Origin of the sequence: Streptomyces sp. 3214.6 (assembly GCF_900129855.1) — a bacterium.
Classification (GTDB): Bacteria; Actinomycetota; Actinomycetes; order Streptomycetales; family Streptomycetaceae; genus Streptomyces; species Streptomyces soliscabiei.
On record NZ_LT670819.1, the window covers coordinates 8,438,440 to 8,457,107 of the forward strand.

Here is an 18,668-nt window from a genome sequence, read left to right on the forward strand (position 1 = left end):
CCGTCGTCGTGTTGAGGGGTGGGTTCGGTGTCGTTGCGTGGGGTGGATCTGGGGGAGATCCCGGAGGAGACCGCTCGGCTGGCACGTGCGGTCTTCCCTAAGGGCTGCCTGGTGATGCGGGTGCGGGATGTGCTCGGGCCGGTGTTCTCGGATGCCGATTTCGAGGAACTTTTCCCGGTCAGGGGGCGGCCGGTGGTGTCTCCGGCCCGGCTCGCGCTGGTTTCGGTGTTGCAGTTCGCCGAGGGGCTGACCGACCGCCAGGCCGCGCACGCGGTCCGCTCGCGCCTGGACTGGAAGTACGCCCTTTCACTGGAGTTGGCCGACACCGGATTCGACTTCTCGGTGCTCAGCGAGTTCCGTGCCCGGCTGGTCGACGGCGAGGCCGGCCAGATGGTGTTCGACGCGGTACTCCGGGCGGCTGGCGAGGCAGGGCTGGTCAAGGCGGGCAAGCGGCAGCGCACGGATGCTACCCACGTGCTGGCCGCGACGAGAGACCTGAACCGGCTGGAGTTCGTGGTCGAGACACTGCGGGCGGCATTGAACCAGGTGGCGGAGGAGACCGGGGACTGGCTGGTGACGGTGTCGCCGCCGGAGTGGTTCGACCGCTACTCGGCCCGGCCGGAGGACAGCCGTTTCCCGTCCCGGTGGGCCGCGCGCGTCGAGCACGGCGACCAGTGCGGGATTGACGGCATGACGCTGCTGAAGGCCGTCTGGTCGGCTGCGTCACCGCCCTCGTTGCGCAGCCTGCCCGCAGTGGAGTTCCTGCGGCAGACCTGGGTGCAGCAGTTCCACCACGTCGAGGGCACCGTGCGCTGGCGCGGGACGAAGGACCTCCCACCCGGTCTGATCCGCTTACGGACCCCCTACGAGCCCGAGGCCCGCACTGGCTCGAAACGGGACCTGGGCTGGTCCGGTTACAAAGTCCACCTCAGCGAGACCTGCGAGCCCGACGCCCCGCATCTGATCACCCACATTCGCACCACGCCAGCGCCGGTCAACGACGTCCTCGTCCTGGAGGACATCCACACCGCCCTGGCCGAACGGGGTCTGCTGCCGGACGAGCACCTGGTGGACGCCGGATACATCGACGCCGAACAGATCCACCACGCCCGCCGCGATCACGACATCGAGCTGGTCGGCCCGGTCAAGTCCACCACCGTGAAGGGACAGGCGAGCGGAGAAATCTTCGACAACACCCGCTTCACCATCGACTGGGACCAGCGCCAGGCCATCTGCCCCGGCGGACAGACCAGCGTCGTCTGGCGGGAAGCCCGGAGCCAGTTCGACGCCCCGGTCACCCGGGTCCGGTTCGCCGCCCGGCACTGCGACCCCTGTGAGCTGCGGACCTCGTGCACCAGCTCCAGGACCGGCCGCAACCTGACCCTGAGACCGAAGACCGAGCACGACATCCTTCAGCAGGCCCGAATCGAGCAGGACACCGACCACTGGCGCCGACGCTACGGACACCGCGCCGGCGTCGAGGGCACCATCTCACAGGGCGTCCAGGCGTTCGGCCTGCGCAGATCCCGCTACCGCGGCCTCGCCAAAACCCGGTTGCAGCACCACTTCACCGGCGCCGCCGTCAACTTCGCCCGCATCGATGCCTGGCTCACCGGCAGACCACTCGCCAAGACCCGCGTTTCGCCCTTCGCAGCACTCCGCCCCGCTGGATGAGTCCAGCGGGGCGGAATTAACCAACAGCGTCCACCTGGGGCGGGCTTCTTCGTGCGCCCGGGCGGAAGGAGTGAACACACGACGGCGGTCCGGCCAACTCCTGGCAGGTACAGGTTCCTTGGCGCTCCGAACGACTCATACTCCCTGTGGCTCGGACCCGCCCCACAGGGAGGAACAGCATGGCCCTCATCACCCGCCGCAGAGCTCTCACCGGCTTCGGCGCCACCCTCGCCGCAGTGCTCGCTCCGCCGGCCGGCAGCGCGTTCGCCGACGGACAGCACCACGGCCACCGGCCGTTGTGGCGCGCCCACGCCCACAACGACTACGAGCACCCCCGCCCCCTCTTCGACGCGCTCGACCACCGCTTCGGCAGCGTCGAGGCCGACATCTTCCTCGTCGACGGCGAACTCCTCATCGCCCACTCGGCGGACGAACTCGACCCGACCCGCACCCTGGAGTCCCTCTACCTCGCCCCGCTCGCCGCCCGGGTGAAGGCCAACCACGGGTCGGTGTACCGGGGTTACCGGCAGCCGCTGCAACTGCTCATCGACATCAAGACCGAGGGCTCCTCCACCTACCTCGCCCTGGACGAGCTGCTCAAGCGCTACCGGCGGTTGTTTACGACATACGCGCACGGCCGCATCCACTCCGGCCCGGTCACCGCCGTCATCTCCGGCGACCGCGCGGCCCGTACGCCCATGGAGGCGCAGACCGTCCGCCAGGCCTTCTACGACGGCCGGCTCACCGACCTCGGCGCCTCCGAGGCGTCGTTCGCCTCGCTGATCAGCGACAACTGGACCCTCAACTTCACCTGGCTCGGCGTCGGCGCCTTCCCCGCAGCGGAACGGCAGAAGCTGCGCGGGATCGTCGACGCGGCCCACGCGCGCGGGCAGCAGGTGCGGTTCTGGGCCACGCCCGACCTCGCCGGCCCCGCCCGGGACGCGCTGTGGACGGAACTCCTCGTCGCCGGCGTCGACTACCTCAACACCGACGACCTGGCCGGCCTGGAGGCCTTCCTCGACGCCCACCGGACGGCATAGCGCCAGGCTTCGCCGCCACCGGTTCGGCACCACCCGTGAACACCGCTCGTCGACACCACCCGTTCGGCGGACAGGGCAGCCGCCCGGACGAACCCTCCGTTACGCCACACTTGCGGCCGAACGCCGTGAAAGCGGACGTGGCGGAGGAGGTTGACGGTGGCCATTTCGATTTCCGCGGTGCTGTTGCTGCTGCTCCTGGCGGTGATCTTCCTGCGCAACGGCGGACTGAAGCTCTCGCACGCGCTGGTCTGCCTGCTGCTCGGGTTCTTCCTGGCCGGCACCAGCGTGGCTCCCACCATCCACGATGGCCTCACGGCGACGGCCGACATCGTCGGCAGCCTTCGACCGTGAGGCCCCGCGGGGTCACCGGGGTTACTTGGTGAAGACGCCGATGCCGTTCGCCACCGGGCGCTCATAGCCGTCGGACGGATGGTTGCGGACGGTCACCCTGGTCGCCCCGGCCGGGCGGGCCACCAGAGTCGACGAGCCGCCGCCGTCCAGGCTGAAGCCCTCGGTCGCACCGAGGCTCTTCAGGGCCGTGGCGACCTCGGCGATGGTCAGGCCCTTGCGGTAGGCGACGGCGCCGTCCAGCGCGAACAGGAGCACGCGCTTCCCGCCGTTGCCGATGCCGACGGCCGTCCGCACGGCCGAGACCGAGGTGTTCAGACCGGACAGCGGCTTCCCGCCCGCGAGGACCGGGTAGCCGCCGACGGCGAAGCCGTACGTCGACTGCGACGCCGACGACAGCCCGTACCGCACCGCCACCCGCTGGCCCTTGACGAGCTTCTTCAGGCGCTGCGCACCCGCCTCCCGCCCGACCAGGACCGTGGTGCCGGCCGCGATGGTCCCGCTGCCGGGCGTGGTCGACGTCGAAGCGACCCGACCCTTCCTGAGCACCACCTCGTACGTGCTGGTGCTGCACTCCGCGGCCCTTTCGGTGTCCGTGCCGCAGGTGGCCCGCTTGCGCGAGACGCTGCCCCAGTCCGAGGTGTACGCGCCGACGGAGTTCTCCGGCAACGCGTACTGGTTGAGGCCGCCCAGCGGAAGCCGCCGCCCCAGGGTGCTGAACGTCCCGTTGAGGGACAGGCTGTCGACGCGGGCCCTGCCGTCGGCGCCGACGCCGACGACGGCCCCGGTGTCGGTGCCCGGCGGCAGGGCGGGCCCGAACCGCTGCGCGTTCGGGACCGCGCCCTTGAGCGCCCTCCCGTTCACGATCGCGGGACCCACGCTCGCCCCGGTCGCCGCGACGCCGGGGTGCTGCGTCTCGGAGATGTTGAAGAAGTCGCCGTTGACGCCGGCGACGGCCTTCTGGTTGTCGGCCAGCGAGGAGACGGCCGCGCGGGCCGCGACCGCGCCCGGATACAACAGCCCCAGCCGCACATGGGTGTTGGTGAGGTCGACACTGAGCACATGCACATGCGTCGTCCCGGCGGCCGCCGACAGGTCGTACTGTCGGTACGCCACGCCCGCCGCCACGGTGGTCCAGATCGCGGCCTCGGCCGGGATCGCCCCCGCGAAGGTCGCACCGGCCACGGTGCCGAGTGCGACGAGCAGCGTCAGCGGCTTTCGGCGTACCCCGGACCGTTTCTGATGTGATGTCACAGGCCCCCCCTGGGTAGTTCAGTTCGGCCGCAACTCTCTCACGACCTGCGGGAACACCCGCCAAGCGGGTGGGCGCCATGCCACGGGAACGGGTGAGAAAACGCACGAATGCGGGTGTCCCCGCCCCCCGTTCCGCGGCGCCGCCCCATCGCGTGTGCTAGGGCCTGTCCGACGGGGTCTGGGCGTACGGGGTGAAGTGGGCCGGGGGGTGTCGATCGGGAGGTCCGGGCGCCAGGCGGTGAGGGACTGGGCGCTGCACACGAACAGGGACGGCGGCAGGTGGTCCAGGGAGTACCAGCGCCAGTCGCCGACGCGCTCACCCGGCTGGTCGGCCGGCTCGCCCGCCCAGTCGGTGACGACGGCGCCGACCGTCATCCGCACCACACCGTCGACCCGGTCGAGGAGCGTGCCCAGCAGGCGCACGTCCGAGGGGTCCGCCCGCAGCCCCGTCTCCTCCCGCAGTTCCCGCACGACCGTCTCCGGGAGGGACTCCCCGGGTTCGACCGTGCCGCCCGGCAGCTCCCAGGTGCCCCGGCGGTGGCGGCCCAGGAGCAGTCCGCGGGGGCCGTACAGGATGGCGCCGACGCCGAGGGCCGCGTGCGCGACGGGCGGGAGGTTCGTGCGGGGCGGGCGCGGACACGCAGCGGGCACCGGGCCCGGAAGACGCGGTAGGAGGCGCGGTTGGCCGGGTCGGGCGCCGTCACCGGCACGACGTCCTCGACGCGCAGCCCGTGCTCGGTGAGCAGTTCCTCCCACACCTCGGGCACGGGCGCCCACATGCGGACCGTCGTCTCGCCGCCGCCCGCGAACCGCAGCGTCTCCGGCCGGGCGACGAGGTCCGAAGTGGGCCCGTCTCCACGGGAGTTGGTGTGCAGCACGGAGAAGCACAGGGTTCCGCCCGGGGCGAGCGCGGTTGCCAGCGCGGGGAGCAGCCGTCGTGGGTCGATGAAGGGGACGGCGTTGACGGAGTAGACCACGTCGTAGGGCCGCGCGGCCCGCAGGTGTGCGACGGCGTCGGCGTGCACGAGTCGTAGCCCGGCCAGGGAGCCGTACCGGGCCCGGGCGCGTGCGATCTGGCCCGGCGCGGAGTCGACCGCGTCGACGATCGCCCCGTGCGCGCGCACGAGCCGGGCGGCGTGCCGGGCCGTGCCGCAGCCGAGGTCCAGGACGCGCCGGCCCGTCAGCTCCCCGAGGAACGCCACGTCCGGCCCCGAGTCCGGGAACCCCCAGTCGATCCGCTCCGCCTCCGGCAGGACCGTCCCGCGCTCCAGATGGTGTGCGGCGTAGGCCTGCCAGGCGTCGGCGTTGACCGACTCGAGCCCGTCGCCGAGGGCGTCGTCGGCAGTGTCGTCGGGGGAGTGGGGGCAGGGCATGGGCGGGGCCTCCGGGGCGGTCGGTCGGTGCTCGTCGGCCGGGTGATTCTTACCGGCCCGGCGCCCCGGGATGCATGACACGGGCTCTCAGTGCACGGGATGCCTGCTGAGGATCGACACCCGGTTGAAGGCGTTGATGGTGACGGCCACCCAGATCACCGCCGAGAGCTGGTCGTCGGTGAGGACCTGCCGGGCGTCGGCGTACGCGGCCTCCTGCGCGGCGGCGTCGGACGGCACGGTGGTCGCCTCCGCCAGCGCCAGGGCCGCGCGCTCCGGCGGAGTGAAGAGGTCGGTGTCCCGCCAGGCGGCGAGGACGCCCAGCCGGCGGGTGTCCTCCCCCGCCCGCAGGGCGGCCCTGGTGTGCACGTCCAGGCAGAACGCGCAGCCGTTGAGCTGGGAGACGCGCAGGTTGACCAGTTCCACGAGGGTGCGCTCCAGACCGGCGTCGGCGGCGGTCGCCCGCACGGCCTCGGACGTCTGGACCAGGGCGTGGTAGGCCTTGGGGCTCTGCTTGTCGATGAAGATCCGTCGAGTCACAGTTGAATATCAAACCACTCATGGGTCGGGGTGTCCGCCCGACCCGGGCGACGGCCGCCATGGCGAGCCGTCCGCCCGGGAGGGGCGTGGTGCTCAGCGGTAACAGGTGGTGAGGCCGGGCCGCCAGGGGCAGGCGAGGGCGGCGAAGCCACCGTTGCCCAAGACGTCGACGTCGAGCGTGTCGCCACCGCGCAGCACGCGACGGTCCTGGACGAGGCCGTCGGCGCCGTCCCTGATCGTCTCGACCAGCCACCGCCCGGAGCCGATGGACAGCGGCACCCGCGCGGTGTGCGCCGCGCCCGCGAACACCCCGCCGAGGAACCAACGGTCGCCGCCGCGCCGGGCCAGTACGGCCTGCTGCCCCGGCTGTCCGGCGAGCAGCCGGGTGTCGTCCCAGGCGGCGGGGACCTGGTCGAGGAAGCCCCGGGCGAGCGGCCGCACGTCGTAGGACTCCGGGGTGCCCGCGAACATCTGCAGCCCCGACTCGTAGACGACGGTGAGCCCGACCTCGGCCGCGTCGGAGTTGGGGCGCAGGCCGACCCGCTGGAAGGCGCCGGGGGTGAAGTCCATGGAGCCGATGACATTGCGGGTGAAGGGCAGGGTGGTGAGATGGGCGGCGGTGTTGGTGCGTTTCTCCTCGCCGCCGACGCCCTCCAGCGTCATCACCTGCGGCCAGGTGCGCTGGATGCCCTTGGGGATCGTGGAGCCGTGGAAGTCGACCATGAGGTGGCGGGCGGCCGTCTCCGGGAGGATCGTGTCGTACCACTGGAGCATGGACTGCGCCTCGGAGTTCATGAAGTCGATCTTGACGCCCTTGACGCCCCACCGCTCCAGGGTGGGTAGCCACTGGGCGCGTTCCTCGGGTGTGTCGAGGTCGCGCTGGTGGATCCAGACGACGATCCCGACGCCCTTGGCGCGGGCGTACTCGACGAGTTCGGGCATCCAGCTGGTGGTCCGCCAGTCGGGATCGGTGACGTCCCACTCGTCCTTCTTGAAGTACCAGCCCGAGTCGACGGCCTCGTAGGGCCAGCCCCGTTCGGCCGCGTAGTCGACGTACGCCTTCTGTGCCGCGAGGCTCTGACCGGCCGGACGGCCGCCGGCGAGCCAGGTCCACAGCACGGTGCCGGGCCGGATCCAGGAGGGGTGCGCGACCTTGGAGGCGGGGGCGAGGTCGTCGGTGAACGTGGACCGGGTGACGGTGGCGAGGTCGCCGGTGACCATGGCCCGCCAGGGTGTGGCGAGGGGCCCCTCGGTGCGGACCCGGTCGTCGGCCAGCCGGATCCGGTAGGCGCCGGCGCCCTGGGTGTGGGCGAGCCGGGCGCCCGAGTAGGCGCCGGTGAGGCCGGACTCGGCGAGCAGCGTGTAGCCGCCGGGCGTGGCGAAGAGCGCCTGGTCGGAATAGTCGTTGGTCGGGGCGCTCGCGGCGGTGTACTGGGCGAACTGGCCCTCGTTGTCGACCCGGTAGGTGCTCAGCCAGGCGCTCGCGTCCGACGGCAGGTTGAACGCGGAGGTCTCGCCGAGCACGTCGCCGTACCCGGCGGGCAGGACGTACCGGTAGGCGATGCCGTCGGCCGAGGCGCGCACCACGAGGTCGAGGCGGGCGCCGGCGGCGGTGGCGAACGACAGCCGGGTCTCGTTCATCCGGACGGTGCGGTCCAGGCGTTTACCGGACCTGGCCCGGTACCGCTCGTCGACCCGCTGGTCCTTGCGGTGCAGAAAGCGCAGACCCTGGGACAGGTCGGCCTGTTCGGTGACGATGCCGACGGGCGACGGCTCGATGACGGTACGGCCGTCGCGGGACACCGCGAGGCTCAGCGTGCCGGTGGTGTCGTCCAGGGATATCCGCGCGCGGGGCGCGTGCGCAGCCGCGGAGACGGCCCAGACGTGGTCCTGCTGGTCGTGGTCCTGCTGTTCGGCCCGTGCGGGCCCGGTCGTGAGGAGTGCGGCCACCAGTCCGGCGCAGAGCGCGGCGACCGCGGTTCTGATCGGAACAGCCATGAGAACCCTCCCTGTCGATGAGGTGGGACGGAGTGTGCGGCCTGTCCGCCGGTCTCTACGGCAGTCCCCAGGCCGGACCCGGTTCGCTGACGGCGACGGGCGCGACGACGAGGTCGGGCCGGGAGCCCGGGTGGACGAGCACCTCGCGGCCCTTGGGCAGGTCGATGGCAAGGGTGCCGTCGGCCAGGGCGTGGGTGCGGGCCGGGCTGCCGTCGTCGAGGAGCACGGTGAGGGCGCCGGTGAGGCCGTGCCGGAGCTTGAGCGGCTCGCCGGCCAGGCTCCTGATCCGGATGAACCGGGTCTTGCCCGCCTTGCGGACGGCACTGACCAGGAACGCGCCCTGGGTGCGGAAATCGTGCAGGGTGACGTCCGCCCAGTCGGACGGGACGGCCGGGAAGACGCGGATCACGCCGCCCCAGCTCTGGCAGAACATGTCGTGCAGGGACTGCGAGGCGGACAGCGGGGTCTCGATGACCGGACCGGCCTCGGTGTAGTGCGTGTTGGCCTGGCAGGGGTAGCGGGTGGTGGTGTCGAAGAACTTCCGCAGATAGCCGATCGCGGTGTCGCCGTCGCCGGTCATCGCGTAGAGGGAGGCGGCGCCGGTGTAGCTGTAGCCGCGGTGCGCGCCGGTCAGCGCGTGCCAGCGTACGACGGACCTGGTGATCAGGTCGCGGCTCTCGGGCTGGTCCCAGTTGACCAGGTACAGCGGGTACACCATCAGCAGGTGCGAGTAGTGCCGGTGGGACTGCGCGTACGGGGTGTCGGCGCCGATCATGAAGCCGTTGTCGTCGACCGGGTACGGCGTGAGCCTGGCCAGCACATCCCGCCAGCGGGGGATCAACTCCTCGTCGACGCCCAGCAGTTCGGCGGACTCGATGAGGGTCTGACAGCCCCAGCGGATGAGTGCCAGGTCGTAGTTGGTGTCCTGCGGGGGCACGACGGGGTACTCGGGCGAGAGCGTGCTCGGCAGATGCAGCCTGCCGTCGCTGCCCGGGGTGAGGAAGTGCAGGTAGTAGGCGATCGCCCGGCGCAGCACCGGGTGGATCGTGTCGCGCAGCAAGGACTTGTCCATGGAGTGCCGGTAGGACAGCCACACGTTGTGCAGCGCCCAGGTGAGGTCGCCGGTCTCGGCGCCGGTGCCCGGGCGGCCCACCTCCCGGTTGCCGAACATGTCGGAGCTGCGGCCGATGCCGGAGCTGTCCGAGCGGTAGGCGGCGGGCACGTTGGCGATCAGCTGTTCCTGGTTCTGCCGCAGGGTGGTGGCGAGCGAGTCGAGTTCGGGGTGGTTGGAGCCGTGGATGAGCCAGTACTCCAGCTGGACGTTGAGGTTCCACCACACCGCGGGCCACGGGGTGGGCTCCAGCCAGGGTCCGGAGGTGGCCATCACGGGACCGCCCGCGCGGCTGGCGGAGGCCACCTTGTAGAGCTGGATCCAGTGGAAGCTCTGCAGCCGCCCGTCGGGGAACGACACGAAGCTCTTCGGGTAGAACGCGTGCCACCAGCCGGTGTGACGTCGCCGGAGGGCGCTGTACGACGCGGCGCGTCGCAGGTTGCGCAGCGAGTCGGCCTCGGCGGCGGTGTCGGAGGGGAAGCTGTGCCCGACGCTGACGAGGAGGTCGTCGCCGGTGCGGCGGTACGCGGTGGCGGTCTGCCCGCCGCCGCTGAGCGGCTGGAGCACCTGCTCGGTGCCGTCGGCGGCGGTCCGGGTGGTCCAGGCGGGATGGGCGGTGTAGCCGGTGGGCGGGGCCTCCTGGATCTTGCGGGGGCTGATGGCCTCCTCGGGGTGGAAGGTCCAGGTGACCCGTTCGCCGCCGCCGGCCGTGACCCGGGCGGCCAGGACCTCGTCGTGGATGAGGGCGGAGAGGGTGAGGGTGCCGGCGGTGGTGGTCACGGTGCCGGTGAGTTCGGCGTTCCACAGGCTCAGTCGCCAGTCGACGGCGGTGATGGTGCCGACCGGGTCGAGTGTGAGGTGTCCGACCGGCAGCCGGCAGGTGCCCCAGCCGCTGCCGAACTGCGGCCGGTGGTCCTGGACCCGGCCGTGCTGGACGGTGAAGCGGATCCGGTTGGCGCCCGGTTCCTGGTAGATCATGCTGCCGAGCAGCCCGTCGCCGAGGAACGGACCCTCGTACCAGCGGGTGGGCAGCCTGGTCCACAGCAGGTCCTGGTCGCGCAGGAACCTGCTCCAGGCGCCGTCGGTGGTCATGGTGGAGCTGAGCTTCCAGGGGCGTTTGCCGCCTGCTGAGGACGGCTCGGCGTGGGCAATCCCCGGCAGGGCTGTGACGGCCGCTCCGCCGAGCGCGGTGCCGAGTACGGCTCTGCGAGGCACGGGTAAGCGCTTCCCCGGTTGCGAGGTCATCATCGTCCTCCAGATCTGACAGGCCATCAGTGCAGGGAATACATCGGGTGTATCGGGGACCGTAGGCAAGGGTTCAGAGACCTGTCAATGGTTCAAGTCCTTGACTCCTCCGATGTATTGAGGTTGCCTGCTGGTATGTACCTGGCATGTTCCTGACTTTCCTGTGACCGGAAAGGAACACCCGGGTGGCTCAGGCGGTGAGTTCCTTGGTGATGCGGTCGAGCATGAAGGCCGACGACTCGTGGGCGCGTTCTTCCCAGGCGAAGACGCAGGCGGTGGCGACGCCGTCGAAGTCCAGTTCGCGCAGGGTGGTGAAGAAGGCGTTCCAGTCGACCTCGCCCTGGCCGATGTCGAGGTGCTGGTGGATGCGGGCGGGGGTGCCGGGCGGGTTCAGGATGTAGCGCAGGCCGCTGGAGCCCTTGTGGTTGAAGGCGTCGGCGATGTGGACGTGCTGGAGCTTGTCGCCGGCGTAGCGCATCATCGCGGCGACGTCGGCGCTGGGGTCGGTGCCGGAGAGGTGGAAGGAGTGGGGTGCGCAGTAGAGGTAGTTCACCCAGGGCTTGTTGATCGCGCGGACCAGGTCGACGGCCGGGGCGTTCTCCTCGCAGAAGTCGTCCGGGTGCGCCTCCAGGTTGAGGGCGATGCCCTCGCGCTCGAAGAGGGGCAGCAGTTCCTCCAGCGACCGCCAGAACGCGGCCTCGCTCGCCGCGGCGTGCTCGGGGCGTCCGTTGAACTCCGAGTTCATCAAGGGACATTCGAGATCCGACGTGATCTCGATCATCCGCTTCCAGTAGCGCACGGCCGCCTGCCGTTCGCTCTCGTCGGGCGAGGACCACTTGTACAGCGGCAGCACGGAGGACAGCTGAACGCCGTGCGTGCGCAGGGAGTTCTTCAGCTCGGCGACGCGCTCGTCGTCGGCGCGCGGGTGCAGGAAGAACGGCATGAAGTCCTCGCGCGGCGAGAGCTCGATGTACTCGTAGCCGAGTTCGGCGACGGTGCGCACCATGGCGTCGAGGGGCAGGGCGCGGAACATGTACGGGTCGAGGGCGATCTTCACGCGGCGCCTCCGTAGAACGCGGGGCGGGGCTTGAGGTCGGTGGCGACGACGCGGCCCGATTCGAGGGCGTCGACGGTGGCGCTGGTGATGACGGTGGCGGCGTAGCCGTCCCAGGCCGCCGGGCCGGTGGGCGCGTCGCCGGCGGCGACGGCCGCGATCCACTCCCGGAACTCGGTGTCGAAGGCGTCGGCGAACCGGCCCACCCAGTCCGTGAGCACCTCCGTGCTGTGCTGCCCGGCGCTGCGCACGCCGACCGCCGCGGGGTCGGGCAGCCGGACCAGGCCGTCCTCGCCGACCGCTTCGCACTGGATGTCGTAGCCGTACTGGCAGTTGACGAAGACCTCCAGGTCGATACGGACGCCCTTGGCGGTCTCGAAGAGCATGATCTGCGGGTCCTTGAGGTGCGGGTGCCGTTTGCCGGTCGCGCGCGGGGTGACGACCTGGGTGGAGACGATCTCGTCGTCCAGCAGCCAGCGCAGTACGTCGACCTCGTGGACGGCTGTGTCGAGGGCGGCCATGGCGGAGGTGTAGGACTCGGGGACGGTCGGGTTGCGGTGGGCGCAGTGCACGATGAGCGGCTCACCGATCCGGCCCGAGTCGATGACCTGCTTCAGCTGCCGGTAGCCGGTGTCGTAGCGGCGCATGAAGCCGACCTGGACCAGGCGGTGGCCGTGCGCCGTCTCGGCCTCGACGATCTTCAGACAGTCCTCGGCGGTCGTCGCGAGGGGCTTCTCGCAGAACACCGGCTTTCCGGCGGCTATCGCATCGAGCACGTGTTCGGCGTGGGTGGGGCCCCAGGAGGTGACGAGCACCGCGTCCACGTCGGCCGCCGCGATCACGGCCGCGCCATCAGGCAGCACCCGGGCGCCCACCGGCGCCGCCGCCTCCTCGGCGCGGGCGACGTCGAGGTCGGTGACCGCGGTGACCCGGGCGCCTGTGACGACGTCGGTGAGACGCCGGATGTGCTCTTTGCCGATCCAGCCGGCGCCGATGACGCCTACACGTACGGTCATGGGTGGTGGTCCTTTCGGGGTACTGCCGAGAACGGGGGAGGTCAGGAGAAGCGCGAGCGGAGTTCGGCTTCGAGGGTTTCGAGGGTTTCGAGGGTGCGGCCCCTGGTCTCGGGGACGTAGCGCTTCACGAAGGCGAGGGAGAAGACGCCCGCCGCCACGAAGAGGAAGAAGGTGTTGGAGACGGCGATCCCGTCGACCAGGGACGGAAAGACCAGGCCGATCGTGAAGTTGGACAGCCACAGCACCACCGCCGCGACGCCCATGCGGCAGTGGAGTCGCGGGTCTTGAGCGCGTGGTTCGTGTCCTCCATGCCGCCTCCTACCGGTCGAGGATCGGGCGGCGGGTACCCGTGAGTCCGCAGCCCGCGAGGTGCTCGCGGGTGCGTACGGCGATGGGCAGGGGCACCTCGGGGGCGCAGGGGTAGAGGTCCTGCTCGACGATCACGAACAACTCGACGTCCAGCTTGGCGAGTTCGGCCACGACGTCGGCGGGGTTCGGCACACCTGCGGGCGGGGAGACGCACACCCCGCGCTTGACGGCCTCGCCGAAGGAGAGGTCCTCGGCGGCGACCTGGGCCAGCACGGCGGGGTCCATCTGCTTGATGTGGACGTAGCCGACGCGTTCGCCGAAGCGGCGGATCAGGTCGAGGTTGTCGCCGCCGCCGTAGGCGACGTGTCCGGTGTCCAGGCAGAGGTTGGTGTAGCGGGAGTCCGACTCGTTGAGCAGCCGTTCGATCTCGGGCTGGGTCTGGATGTGGCTGTCGGCGTGCGGGTGGACGACGAGGCGGACGTCGTACTCGTCCAGGAGCAGCCTGCCGAGCCGGTCGGCGCTGCGGCCGAAGCCGGCCCACTGCTCGGCGGTCAGCTCGGGCGGCTCGGTGAACGCGCCGGTCTTCTCGTCCCGGTACATCGGCGGGATCAACACCAGGTGGTGCGCGCCCGCGGCCGCGGTCAGCGCGGCGACCTGGCGGACGTGGGCGAGCATCTCCTCCCAGGCCTCGGGCCGGTGCAGCGCGCCGAACGCGGTGCCGCCACAGACCCGCAGGCCACGGGAGTCGAGCTCCTCCTTCAGCCGCTGCGGCTCGGTCGGGAGGTAGCCGTACGGGCCGAGCTCCAGCCACTGGTAGCCGGCCTCGGCCAGCTCGTCGAGGAAGCGGGTGTGCGACACCTGGTGTTCGTCCTCGGGGAACCAGACGCCCCAGGAGTCGGGGGCGGAGCCCAGGCACAGGTTGCCGACGGTGGTGCGGAGCGGGGTTGGCACCGTTGCCATGACGTGTCCTTTTGCGGGGAGGGACAGGGGCCAGGAAAGTATCGCGCTCTACTAGCGCGCTCTAGTGCGAGTACGATGGCTCCTGTCCAAATGTCATGTCAATAGCCTGTTGCCGGGAGATTTCGAGAGCGCCGTTAGGGTGACGGCGTCGGAAGGCGGATTCGGCGTCGGAGGGTGGGTTCTCAGGTGGGTGCATCGGGCAGGCAGCGGCCGACGATGGCGGACGTCGCCGCGAAGGCGGGCGTCTCCCGGGCGCTCGTCTCGATCGTCTTCCGCGACCAGCCGGGAGCGAGCGAGGAGACCCGGCAGCGTGTGCTGCGGGTCGCCGACGAGATCGGCTACAGCCCCGACAGCGCGGCCCGACTGCTGGCCCGCGGCCGCAGCCGCACCCTCGGGGTGATGTTCACGGTGCACCAGATCTTCCACACGGACCTCATCGCGGGCATCTACCCCGAGGCCGAGCGCCTCGGCTACGACGTCCTGCTCTCCGCGGCCGCCCAGGGCCGCAGCGAGGCCAAGGCCGTCGAGGCCCTGCTCAGTCACCGTTGCGAGGCGCTGATCCTGCTGGCCTCCGACGCCGAAACCCCCTACCTCGACGAACTCGCGCACCGGACGGCGGCCGTTTCGGTCGGCCGGCGCGCCACCGGCGTCACCGGCGCCCCCGTGGACTTCGTGCACTCGGCCGAGGGCAAGGGTGTACGGCAGGCCATGGACCACCTCGTCGAACTCGGTCACCGCCGGATCGTGCACATCGACGGCGGGCGCGGCCCCGGCTCGGCCGAGCGGCGGCGCGCCTACCGGGCGGCGATGCGCCGGCACGGACTGGAGTCCGAGGCGCGGGTGATCCCCGGCGACCACACGGAGCAGTCCGGGATCGAGACCGGCCGACTGCTCCTGGACGAACGCGACCGGGGGCAGCCGCTGCCGACCGCGGTCCTGGCGGCCAACGACCGCAGCGCCATGGGCCTGTTGATGGCTCTGACGCGGGTCGGCGTGGACGTTCCGCGCGATCTCTCCGTCGTCGGCTACGACGACAGTCACCTCTCCCATCTGATGCCGATCGGGCTGACCACCGTCCGTCAGGACGCGGTGCTCCTGGCGGAACACGCGGTGCGGTTCGCGGTGGAGCGGCTGGAGAACCCCGAACTGGCGCCGCGGGAAGCGGTGTTGGAGCCGAAACTGGTGGTGCGCGCCTCCAGCGGCCCGCCGCCGCAGGGCGCGGCCTGAGCTCAGGGCCCTCGCACCTCGCTGTGCTGGTCAGGGTGGGTGGGCGGAACTGGGCCCGATCGCAGGCGCGCGGTGACAAGACGTTCGGGCGGGCGGGGTCAGGCGGGCTGCCACAGCTCGACGCGGTTGCCCTCGGGATCCGTGACCCAGCCGAACCGGCCGACGCCCTCCATCTCCTGGGTCTCCCGGGCGACGTCCGCTCCCTTGTCGCGCAACTGCGCGAGCATCGCATCCAGGTCGCGGACCCGGAAATTGAGCATGGTCCGCTGGGCGTGGGACCCGAAGTAGTCGGTCTCGGACTCGAACGTCGCGAACACCGTCGGCCCGGCTCCCTGACGCCACAGGCCATGCTCGTCGGCGTCCAGGCCCAGGCACTCGCGATACCAGGCGCTCAGGGCCGCCGGGTCGGCGGCCCGCAGAAAATACCCACCGATTCCAAGCACACGTTCCATGCCGCCATCCTGCCAGGACGGCGCTCGGGCGGCCGGGGGAGCAGGTCATCCGGGGGTCCTTGCCGCCCGCCGGCCTCGACGCCCGAGGGGTACGGCTTCAGTCCGGGCGGGTCGGGATACGGAGTTCCACCGCATAGCCGCCGTCGGCGGTCGGCCCCGACGCGAAGGTTCCGTGCAGGAGCTCGGCGCGTTCCCCGAGGCCGACGAGCCCCTGCTGGGAGCCGGGGAGGGGAAGCGAGGGGCGGGTCGGCGGTGTGTTGGTGACGGTGACGCCGATGGTGCCGGCCTCGTGCTGGAGGTGGACGGTCGCACGGGCGCCGGGGGCGTGCTTGCGGACGTTGGTGAGGGCTTCCTGGACGGTGCGGTAGACGGCGCGCTGCGCCGGGGTGCCGACGTCCGGCGGGAGTTCGCCGGTCAGGTCCGTCGGGATGCCGCTGGTGGTCACGAGCTGGTGGAGGTCGGCGAGGGTGGGCTGCGGGGTGAGCTCGGTGGTCCGGCCGCCCGAGGCCCGCAACAGGGTGACCATGTGCCGCAGTTCGTCGAGGGTGTCGACGCTGAGGGTGCGGATGGTCCGGGCGCCCTCCCTGGTGCCCGGGTCGGTGGCGGAGACCTGGAGGGCGCCCGCCTGCACCGCGATCAGACTGACCTGGTGCGAGACCACGTCGTGCATCTCCCGGGCGAGCTGGGCGCGTTCGCGGGCCAGCACGGCCTGCGAGTGCAGCAGCCGCTCGTGCTCGCGGGCCTCTTCGATCTCCACGAGGCGACGGGCCAGGTCCCGGCGAGCCTGCACGAGTTGCCCCAGGAAGACCGGGGCCGCGGCCGTGGCCAGTGTGTAGAAGAAGTAGACGACCGTCCAGGTGCGATCAGGGGAGGAGAGATCGTCCAGCGGCCGGGGAACCGCGGAGGCGAGCGCGAACAGCACCGCGCAGACGGTGAGCAGACGACGGTCGCGGGAGCGCTCGGCCAGCGTGAACAGGGCCGCGAACGGGGCGAACACGATGTCCAGCATCAGTGCGCCAGGAAGCGTGAGCAGGAACACCGGGAGCGGGAAACGCCGGCGGAACGCCAGTGCGGCACAGCCCGCGGCTGCCACCCCCAGGGCGAACGCCGACTCATCCTCCAGGCTGAGCAGGAGGTCCGCGAGCGCGACCGCGACGACCACCGCGTCGACGACCGGGGCGGGAACCCGGGTCCACCAGGTCTGCGGCGAGGTCATCGGCCGGACTCCGGGCGCCGCCGGCCGTCGTCGAGCAGCCCGGCCCGCTGGGCGAGCAGCGCCGCCTGCACCCGGCCGGCGACGCGCAGCTTGGTGAGGATCGCGCTGACATGGTCCTTCACCGTGCCCGCGCTGAGGTGGAGGCGGCCGCCGATCTCGGCGTTGGACAGTCCCTCCGCGATCAGCACGAGGACCTCGCGTTCGCGCTCGGTGAGCCGTCCGACCCTGGTGGCCTCGATGTCGTCGTCGGCCGCCGCCCCCGGGTGGCTCTGCCACACGGCACGGGACGCCTTCGGCGACATCACCACCCCGCCCGCCACCAACGTCCGTACCAGCTGGGCTAGTTGGTCGGGCTCGGTGTCCTTCAGCAGGAAGCCGGCCGCGCCGGAGCGCAGCGCGGTCAGGATGTACTCGTCGGCGTCGAACGTCGTCAGCATCGCCACCACCGGCGGCTCGGGCAGGGCGCGCAGCTCCCGCAGCACGGTCAGCCCGTCGACGTCCGGCATCCGGATGTCGAGGAGCACGACGTCGGGCCGCTCCCGCCGTACGGTGGCGACCGCCTCGGCGCCCGCCGTGGTCGCGACGACCTCGATGTCGTCGGCCGCGCTCAGGATGAGCTTGAAGCCGGACCGCACCAGGGCCTCGTCGTCGACCACCATGACCCGGATCACGTGAGTTCCGCCTTGCTGTCGTTGCGCGGGGTCCAGGGCCGCACGTCGCTGTCGATTGTCGCGGCTTTCGACCGTAGAGCGGACCACGCCCGGTGGGTCGGCCGGGCGGGACGCTCCCGCCACTCGGGGGGAGGGTTCCAGCCGGACGGGGGAGGAGCGGGGCCGCGGCCCCGCCGGGTGGCGGGGTGGGACCGGACAGGTGCCGGATACTCCGGGTCCGTGCGGCTCACCAGCCTGGAGACATGACCCAGAACGCAGACGACACGGTGCTCACCGCGCCGATCAGCGAGCAGGCCGCCGAGCAGGCCGCCGAGCCGACCGCCGCGATGGCCACCGCGTCGGTCGCCGCCCGGGCCGGGGCTCCGGCGAGCGGTCGGTCGTCGGTGGGCCGCCTGATCGACGCCTTCCCGCGCTTCCACCGCCTGGCCCGACCGGTCGTCGCGGTCGGCACGATGTCGCTGACCGCGTACGTCTTCCACATCGTCGGCATCCGACTCCTCGGCATCGAGGAGCTGCCCGGGTCCTCGCCGCACGTGCTGCTGGGCTTCCTCGTCGCCGTCACCGTGTTCGCCGCCCTCTGGTCCCGCTTCTTCCGGCGCGGCCCCCTGGAATGGCTGCTCGGCAAGGCGACCAAGCCGGCCGGGTGGGTGCGATGAGGGCATCGCCGGGCGGCGGCCGGGAGTTCTGGTGGCTGGCCGTCGCGGTGGCCGTCGGCGTCCTGGTGGTCCTCCGCCCCGACCTGTACGCCTCCGCCACCGAACAGTTCGTCGTCGCCGTCGTCGGACACCGCTGACCGACCCGCGCCCGCCCCGGACACACCACAGGAGCAACCCCATGCTGTTCAACCCGCTGCCGAACCCGCGCCCGCGCCCCGCCGGCCCGGCCAGGATCCTGCTGACCGCCGCCGTCGCGACGAGCCTCGCCGTCGCCGGAGTGACACTCGCCGCCGCCACCGACTCCGACGCCCGCCCCGTGGGCCGGACGACCCACACGGTCGTCGTCTACGCCGACGGCGACTGCAGGGCCCGACTGGACAAGACGCAGCAGCCGTGGGAAAGCACCGGCCCGTGACGCGTGCCGCGGGCCGAAGACCTCTGCCATCACAAGACGCCGTGCTTCGGTTGGCGCCGCGCTTCGGCTGACGCCGTGCAGCGGCTGACGGTGTACAGCGGTGAGGTCTTGG

17 protein-coding genes and 2 pseudogenes are annotated in these 18,668 nt (G+C 71.5%); 7 read left to right on the top strand and 12 right to left on the bottom strand.

Annotated features, from left to right (window positions below; translation table 11 throughout):
- The first annotated feature begins 27 nt into the window (after positions 1 to 27).
- The 3 genes from B5557_RS38200 (at position 28) to B5557_RS38210 (ending at position 3,065) form a co-directional block, all read left to right on the top strand.
- Positions 28 to 1,674: an IS1182 family transposase gene (locus B5557_RS38200; RefSeq protein ID WP_079665097.1), complete on the top strand. Its 1,647-nt coding sequence runs from the start codon at positions 28 to 30 to the stop codon at positions 1,672 to 1,674.
- A gap of 179 nt (positions 1,675 to 1,853) precedes the next feature.
- A complete protein-coding gene (locus B5557_RS38205) occupies positions 1,854 to 2,714 on the top strand; it encodes a phosphatidylinositol-specific phospholipase C/glycerophosphodiester phosphodiesterase family protein (RefSeq protein ID WP_079663777.1) in 861 nt (286 codons plus the stop codon).
- Positions 2,715 to 2,870: 156 nt separating this feature from the next.
- Complete coding sequence (locus B5557_RS38210) at positions 2,871 to 3,065, top strand: hypothetical protein (protein ID WP_079663778.1); 195 nt, start codon at positions 2,871 to 2,873, stop codon at positions 3,063 to 3,065.
- A gap of 21 nt (positions 3,066 to 3,086) precedes the next feature.
- Here B5557_RS38210 and B5557_RS38215 read toward each other — a convergent pair whose 3' ends face one another.
- The 9 genes and pseudogenes from B5557_RS38215 to B5557_RS38255 all read right to left on the bottom strand — a co-directional run bounded on the left by B5557_RS38215 (position 3,087) and on the right by B5557_RS38255 (position 13,919).
- Positions 3,087 to 4,316: a phosphodiester glycosidase family protein gene (locus B5557_RS38215; protein WP_079663779.1), complete on the bottom strand. Its 1,230-nt coding sequence runs from the start codon at positions 4,314 to 4,316 to the stop codon at positions 3,087 to 3,089.
- Positions 4,317 to 4,473: 157 nt separating this feature from the next.
- Positions 4,474 to 5,689, bottom strand: a pseudogene (locus tag B5557_RS38220) (bifunctional class I SAM-dependent methyltransferase/NUDIX hydrolase).
- 87 nt (positions 5,690 to 5,776) lie between these two features.
- The gene (locus tag B5557_RS38225) at positions 5,777 to 6,226 is read right to left on the bottom strand and encodes a carboxymuconolactone decarboxylase family protein (RefSeq protein WP_079663780.1); all 450 of its coding nucleotides are present in this window, start codon (positions 6,224 to 6,226) and stop codon (positions 5,777 to 5,779) included.
- Between the two features lie 93 nt (positions 6,227 to 6,319).
- Positions 6,320 to 8,224, bottom strand: coding sequence for a glycoside hydrolase family 97 protein (locus B5557_RS38230; RefSeq protein ID WP_173877781.1), 1,905 nt, complete (start codon positions 8,222 to 8,224; stop codon positions 6,320 to 6,322).
- A gap of 55 nt (positions 8,225 to 8,279) precedes the next feature.
- Complete coding sequence (locus B5557_RS38235) at positions 8,280 to 10,580, bottom strand: glycosyl hydrolase family 95 catalytic domain-containing protein (RefSeq protein ID WP_079665218.1); 2,301 nt, start codon at positions 10,578 to 10,580, stop codon at positions 8,280 to 8,282.
- Positions 10,581 to 10,770: 190 nt separating this feature from the next.
- Positions 10,771 to 11,637 carry a sugar phosphate isomerase/epimerase family protein gene (locus tag B5557_RS38240; protein WP_079663781.1) on the bottom strand — a complete coding sequence of 289 codons (867 nt, stop codon included), beginning with the start codon at positions 11,635 to 11,637 and terminating at the stop codon, positions 10,771 to 10,773.
- Positions 11,634 to 12,650: a Gfo/Idh/MocA family oxidoreductase gene (locus tag B5557_RS38245; protein WP_079663782.1), complete on the bottom strand. Its 1,017-nt coding sequence runs from the start codon at positions 12,648 to 12,650 to the stop codon at positions 11,634 to 11,636. The genes B5557_RS38240 and B5557_RS38245 overlap by 4 nt, the downstream gene beginning before the upstream one ends.
- 41 nt (positions 12,651 to 12,691) lie before the next feature.
- A pseudogene (locus tag B5557_RS38250) lies at positions 12,692 to 12,913 on the bottom strand (MFS transporter); the annotation flags it as partial.
- A 55-nt stretch (positions 12,914 to 12,968) separates the two neighbouring features.
- Entirely contained in the window at positions 12,969 to 13,919 is a 951-nt protein-coding gene (locus B5557_RS38255; protein WP_079663783.1) for a TIM barrel protein, read from the bottom strand.
- 216 nt (positions 13,920 to 14,135) lie between these two features.
- On the opposite strand from B5557_RS38255, the gene B5557_RS38260 reads away from it, so the two are divergent.
- Complete coding sequence (locus B5557_RS38260) at positions 14,136 to 15,146, top strand: LacI family DNA-binding transcriptional regulator (RefSeq protein ID WP_079663784.1); 1,011 nt, start codon at positions 14,136 to 14,138, stop codon at positions 15,144 to 15,146.
- A 98-nt stretch (positions 15,147 to 15,244) separates the two neighbouring features.
- On the opposite strand, the gene B5557_RS38265 is transcribed toward B5557_RS38260, so the two are convergent.
- The 3 genes from B5557_RS38265 to B5557_RS38275 all read right to left on the bottom strand — a co-directional run bounded on the left by B5557_RS38265 (position 15,245) and on the right by B5557_RS38275 (position 17,473).
- Positions 15,245 to 15,598 carry a VOC family protein gene (locus B5557_RS38265; RefSeq protein WP_079663785.1) on the bottom strand — a complete coding sequence of 118 codons (354 nt, stop codon included), beginning with the start codon at positions 15,596 to 15,598 and terminating at the stop codon, positions 15,245 to 15,247.
- A 97-nt stretch (positions 15,599 to 15,695) separates the two neighbouring features.
- Positions 15,696 to 16,814, bottom strand: a complete 1,119-nt coding sequence (locus B5557_RS38270; RefSeq protein ID WP_079663786.1) for a sensor histidine kinase — start codon at positions 16,812 to 16,814, stop codon at positions 15,696 to 15,698.
- A complete protein-coding gene (locus B5557_RS38275; protein WP_079665219.1) occupies positions 16,811 to 17,473 on the bottom strand; it encodes a response regulator in 663 nt (220 codons plus the stop codon). The genes B5557_RS38270 and B5557_RS38275 overlap by 4 nt, the downstream gene beginning before the upstream one ends.
- A gap of 254 nt (positions 17,474 to 17,727) precedes the next feature.
- On the opposite strand from B5557_RS38275, the gene B5557_RS38280 reads away from it, so the two are divergent.
- Genes B5557_RS38280 through B5557_RS38285 form a run of 3 tightly spaced genes read left to right on the top strand, consistent with a single transcriptional unit; the run spans position 17,728 to position 18,556 of the window.
- Entirely contained in the window at positions 17,728 to 18,141 is a 414-nt protein-coding gene (locus B5557_RS38280) for a DUF418 domain-containing protein (protein ID WP_269460193.1), read from the top strand.
- Positions 18,138 to 18,278, top strand: coding sequence for a hypothetical protein (locus B5557_RS43995; RefSeq protein ID WP_159424469.1), 141 nt, complete (start codon positions 18,138 to 18,140; stop codon positions 18,276 to 18,278). Before B5557_RS38280 ends, B5557_RS43995 begins: the two co-directional genes overlap by 4 nt.
- A 41-nt stretch (positions 18,279 to 18,319) precedes the next feature.
- The gene (locus tag B5557_RS38285) at positions 18,320 to 18,556 is read left to right on the top strand and encodes a hypothetical protein (protein WP_079663787.1); all 237 of its coding nucleotides are present in this window, start codon (positions 18,320 to 18,322) and stop codon (positions 18,554 to 18,556) included.
- The last annotated feature ends 112 nt before the right edge of the window (positions 18,557 to 18,668 follow it).

Coding starts and splice junctions, on each gene's coding strand:
- B5557_RS38205 (WP_079663777.1), top strand. CDS start 1,854: ATGGCCCTCATCACCCGCCGCAGAGCTCTCACCGGCTTCGGCGCCACC.
- B5557_RS38230 (WP_173877781.1), bottom strand. CDS start 8,224: ATGGCTGTTCCGATCAGAACCGCGGTCGCCGCGCTCTGCGCCGGACTG.
- B5557_RS38235 (WP_079665218.1), bottom strand. CDS start 10,580: ATGACCTCGCAACCGGGGAAGCGCTTACCCGTGCCTCGCAGAGCCGTA.
- B5557_RS38245 (WP_079663782.1), bottom strand. CDS start 12,650: ATGACCGTACGTGTAGGCGTCATCGGCGCCGGCTGGATCGGCAAAGAG.
- B5557_RS38255 (WP_079663783.1), bottom strand. CDS start 13,919: ATGGCAACGGTGCCAACCCCGCTCCGCACCACCGTCGGCAACCTGTGC.
- B5557_RS38260 (WP_079663784.1), top strand. CDS start 14,136: ATGGCGGACGTCGCCGCGAAGGCGGGCGTCTCCCGGGCGCTCGTCTCG.
- B5557_RS38265 (WP_079663785.1), bottom strand. CDS start 15,598: ATGGAACGTGTGCTTGGAATCGGTGGGTATTTTCTGCGGGCCGCCGAC.
- B5557_RS38270 (WP_079663786.1), bottom strand. CDS start 16,814: ATGACCTCGCCGCAGACCTGGTGGACCCGGGTTCCCGCCCCGGTCGTC.
- B5557_RS38275 (WP_079665219.1), bottom strand. CDS start 17,473: ATGGTGGTCGACGACGAGGCCCTGGTGCGGTCCGGCTTCAAGCTCATC.
- B5557_RS38280 (WP_269460193.1), top strand. CDS start 17,728: ATGACCCAGAACGCAGACGACACGGTGCTCACCGCGCCGATCAGCGAG.
- B5557_RS43995 (WP_159424469.1), top strand. CDS start 18,138: ATGAGGGCATCGCCGGGCGGCGGCCGGGAGTTCTGGTGGCTGGCCGTC.
- B5557_RS38285 (WP_079663787.1), top strand. CDS start 18,320: ATGCTGTTCAACCCGCTGCCGAACCCGCGCCCGCGCCCCGCCGGCCCG.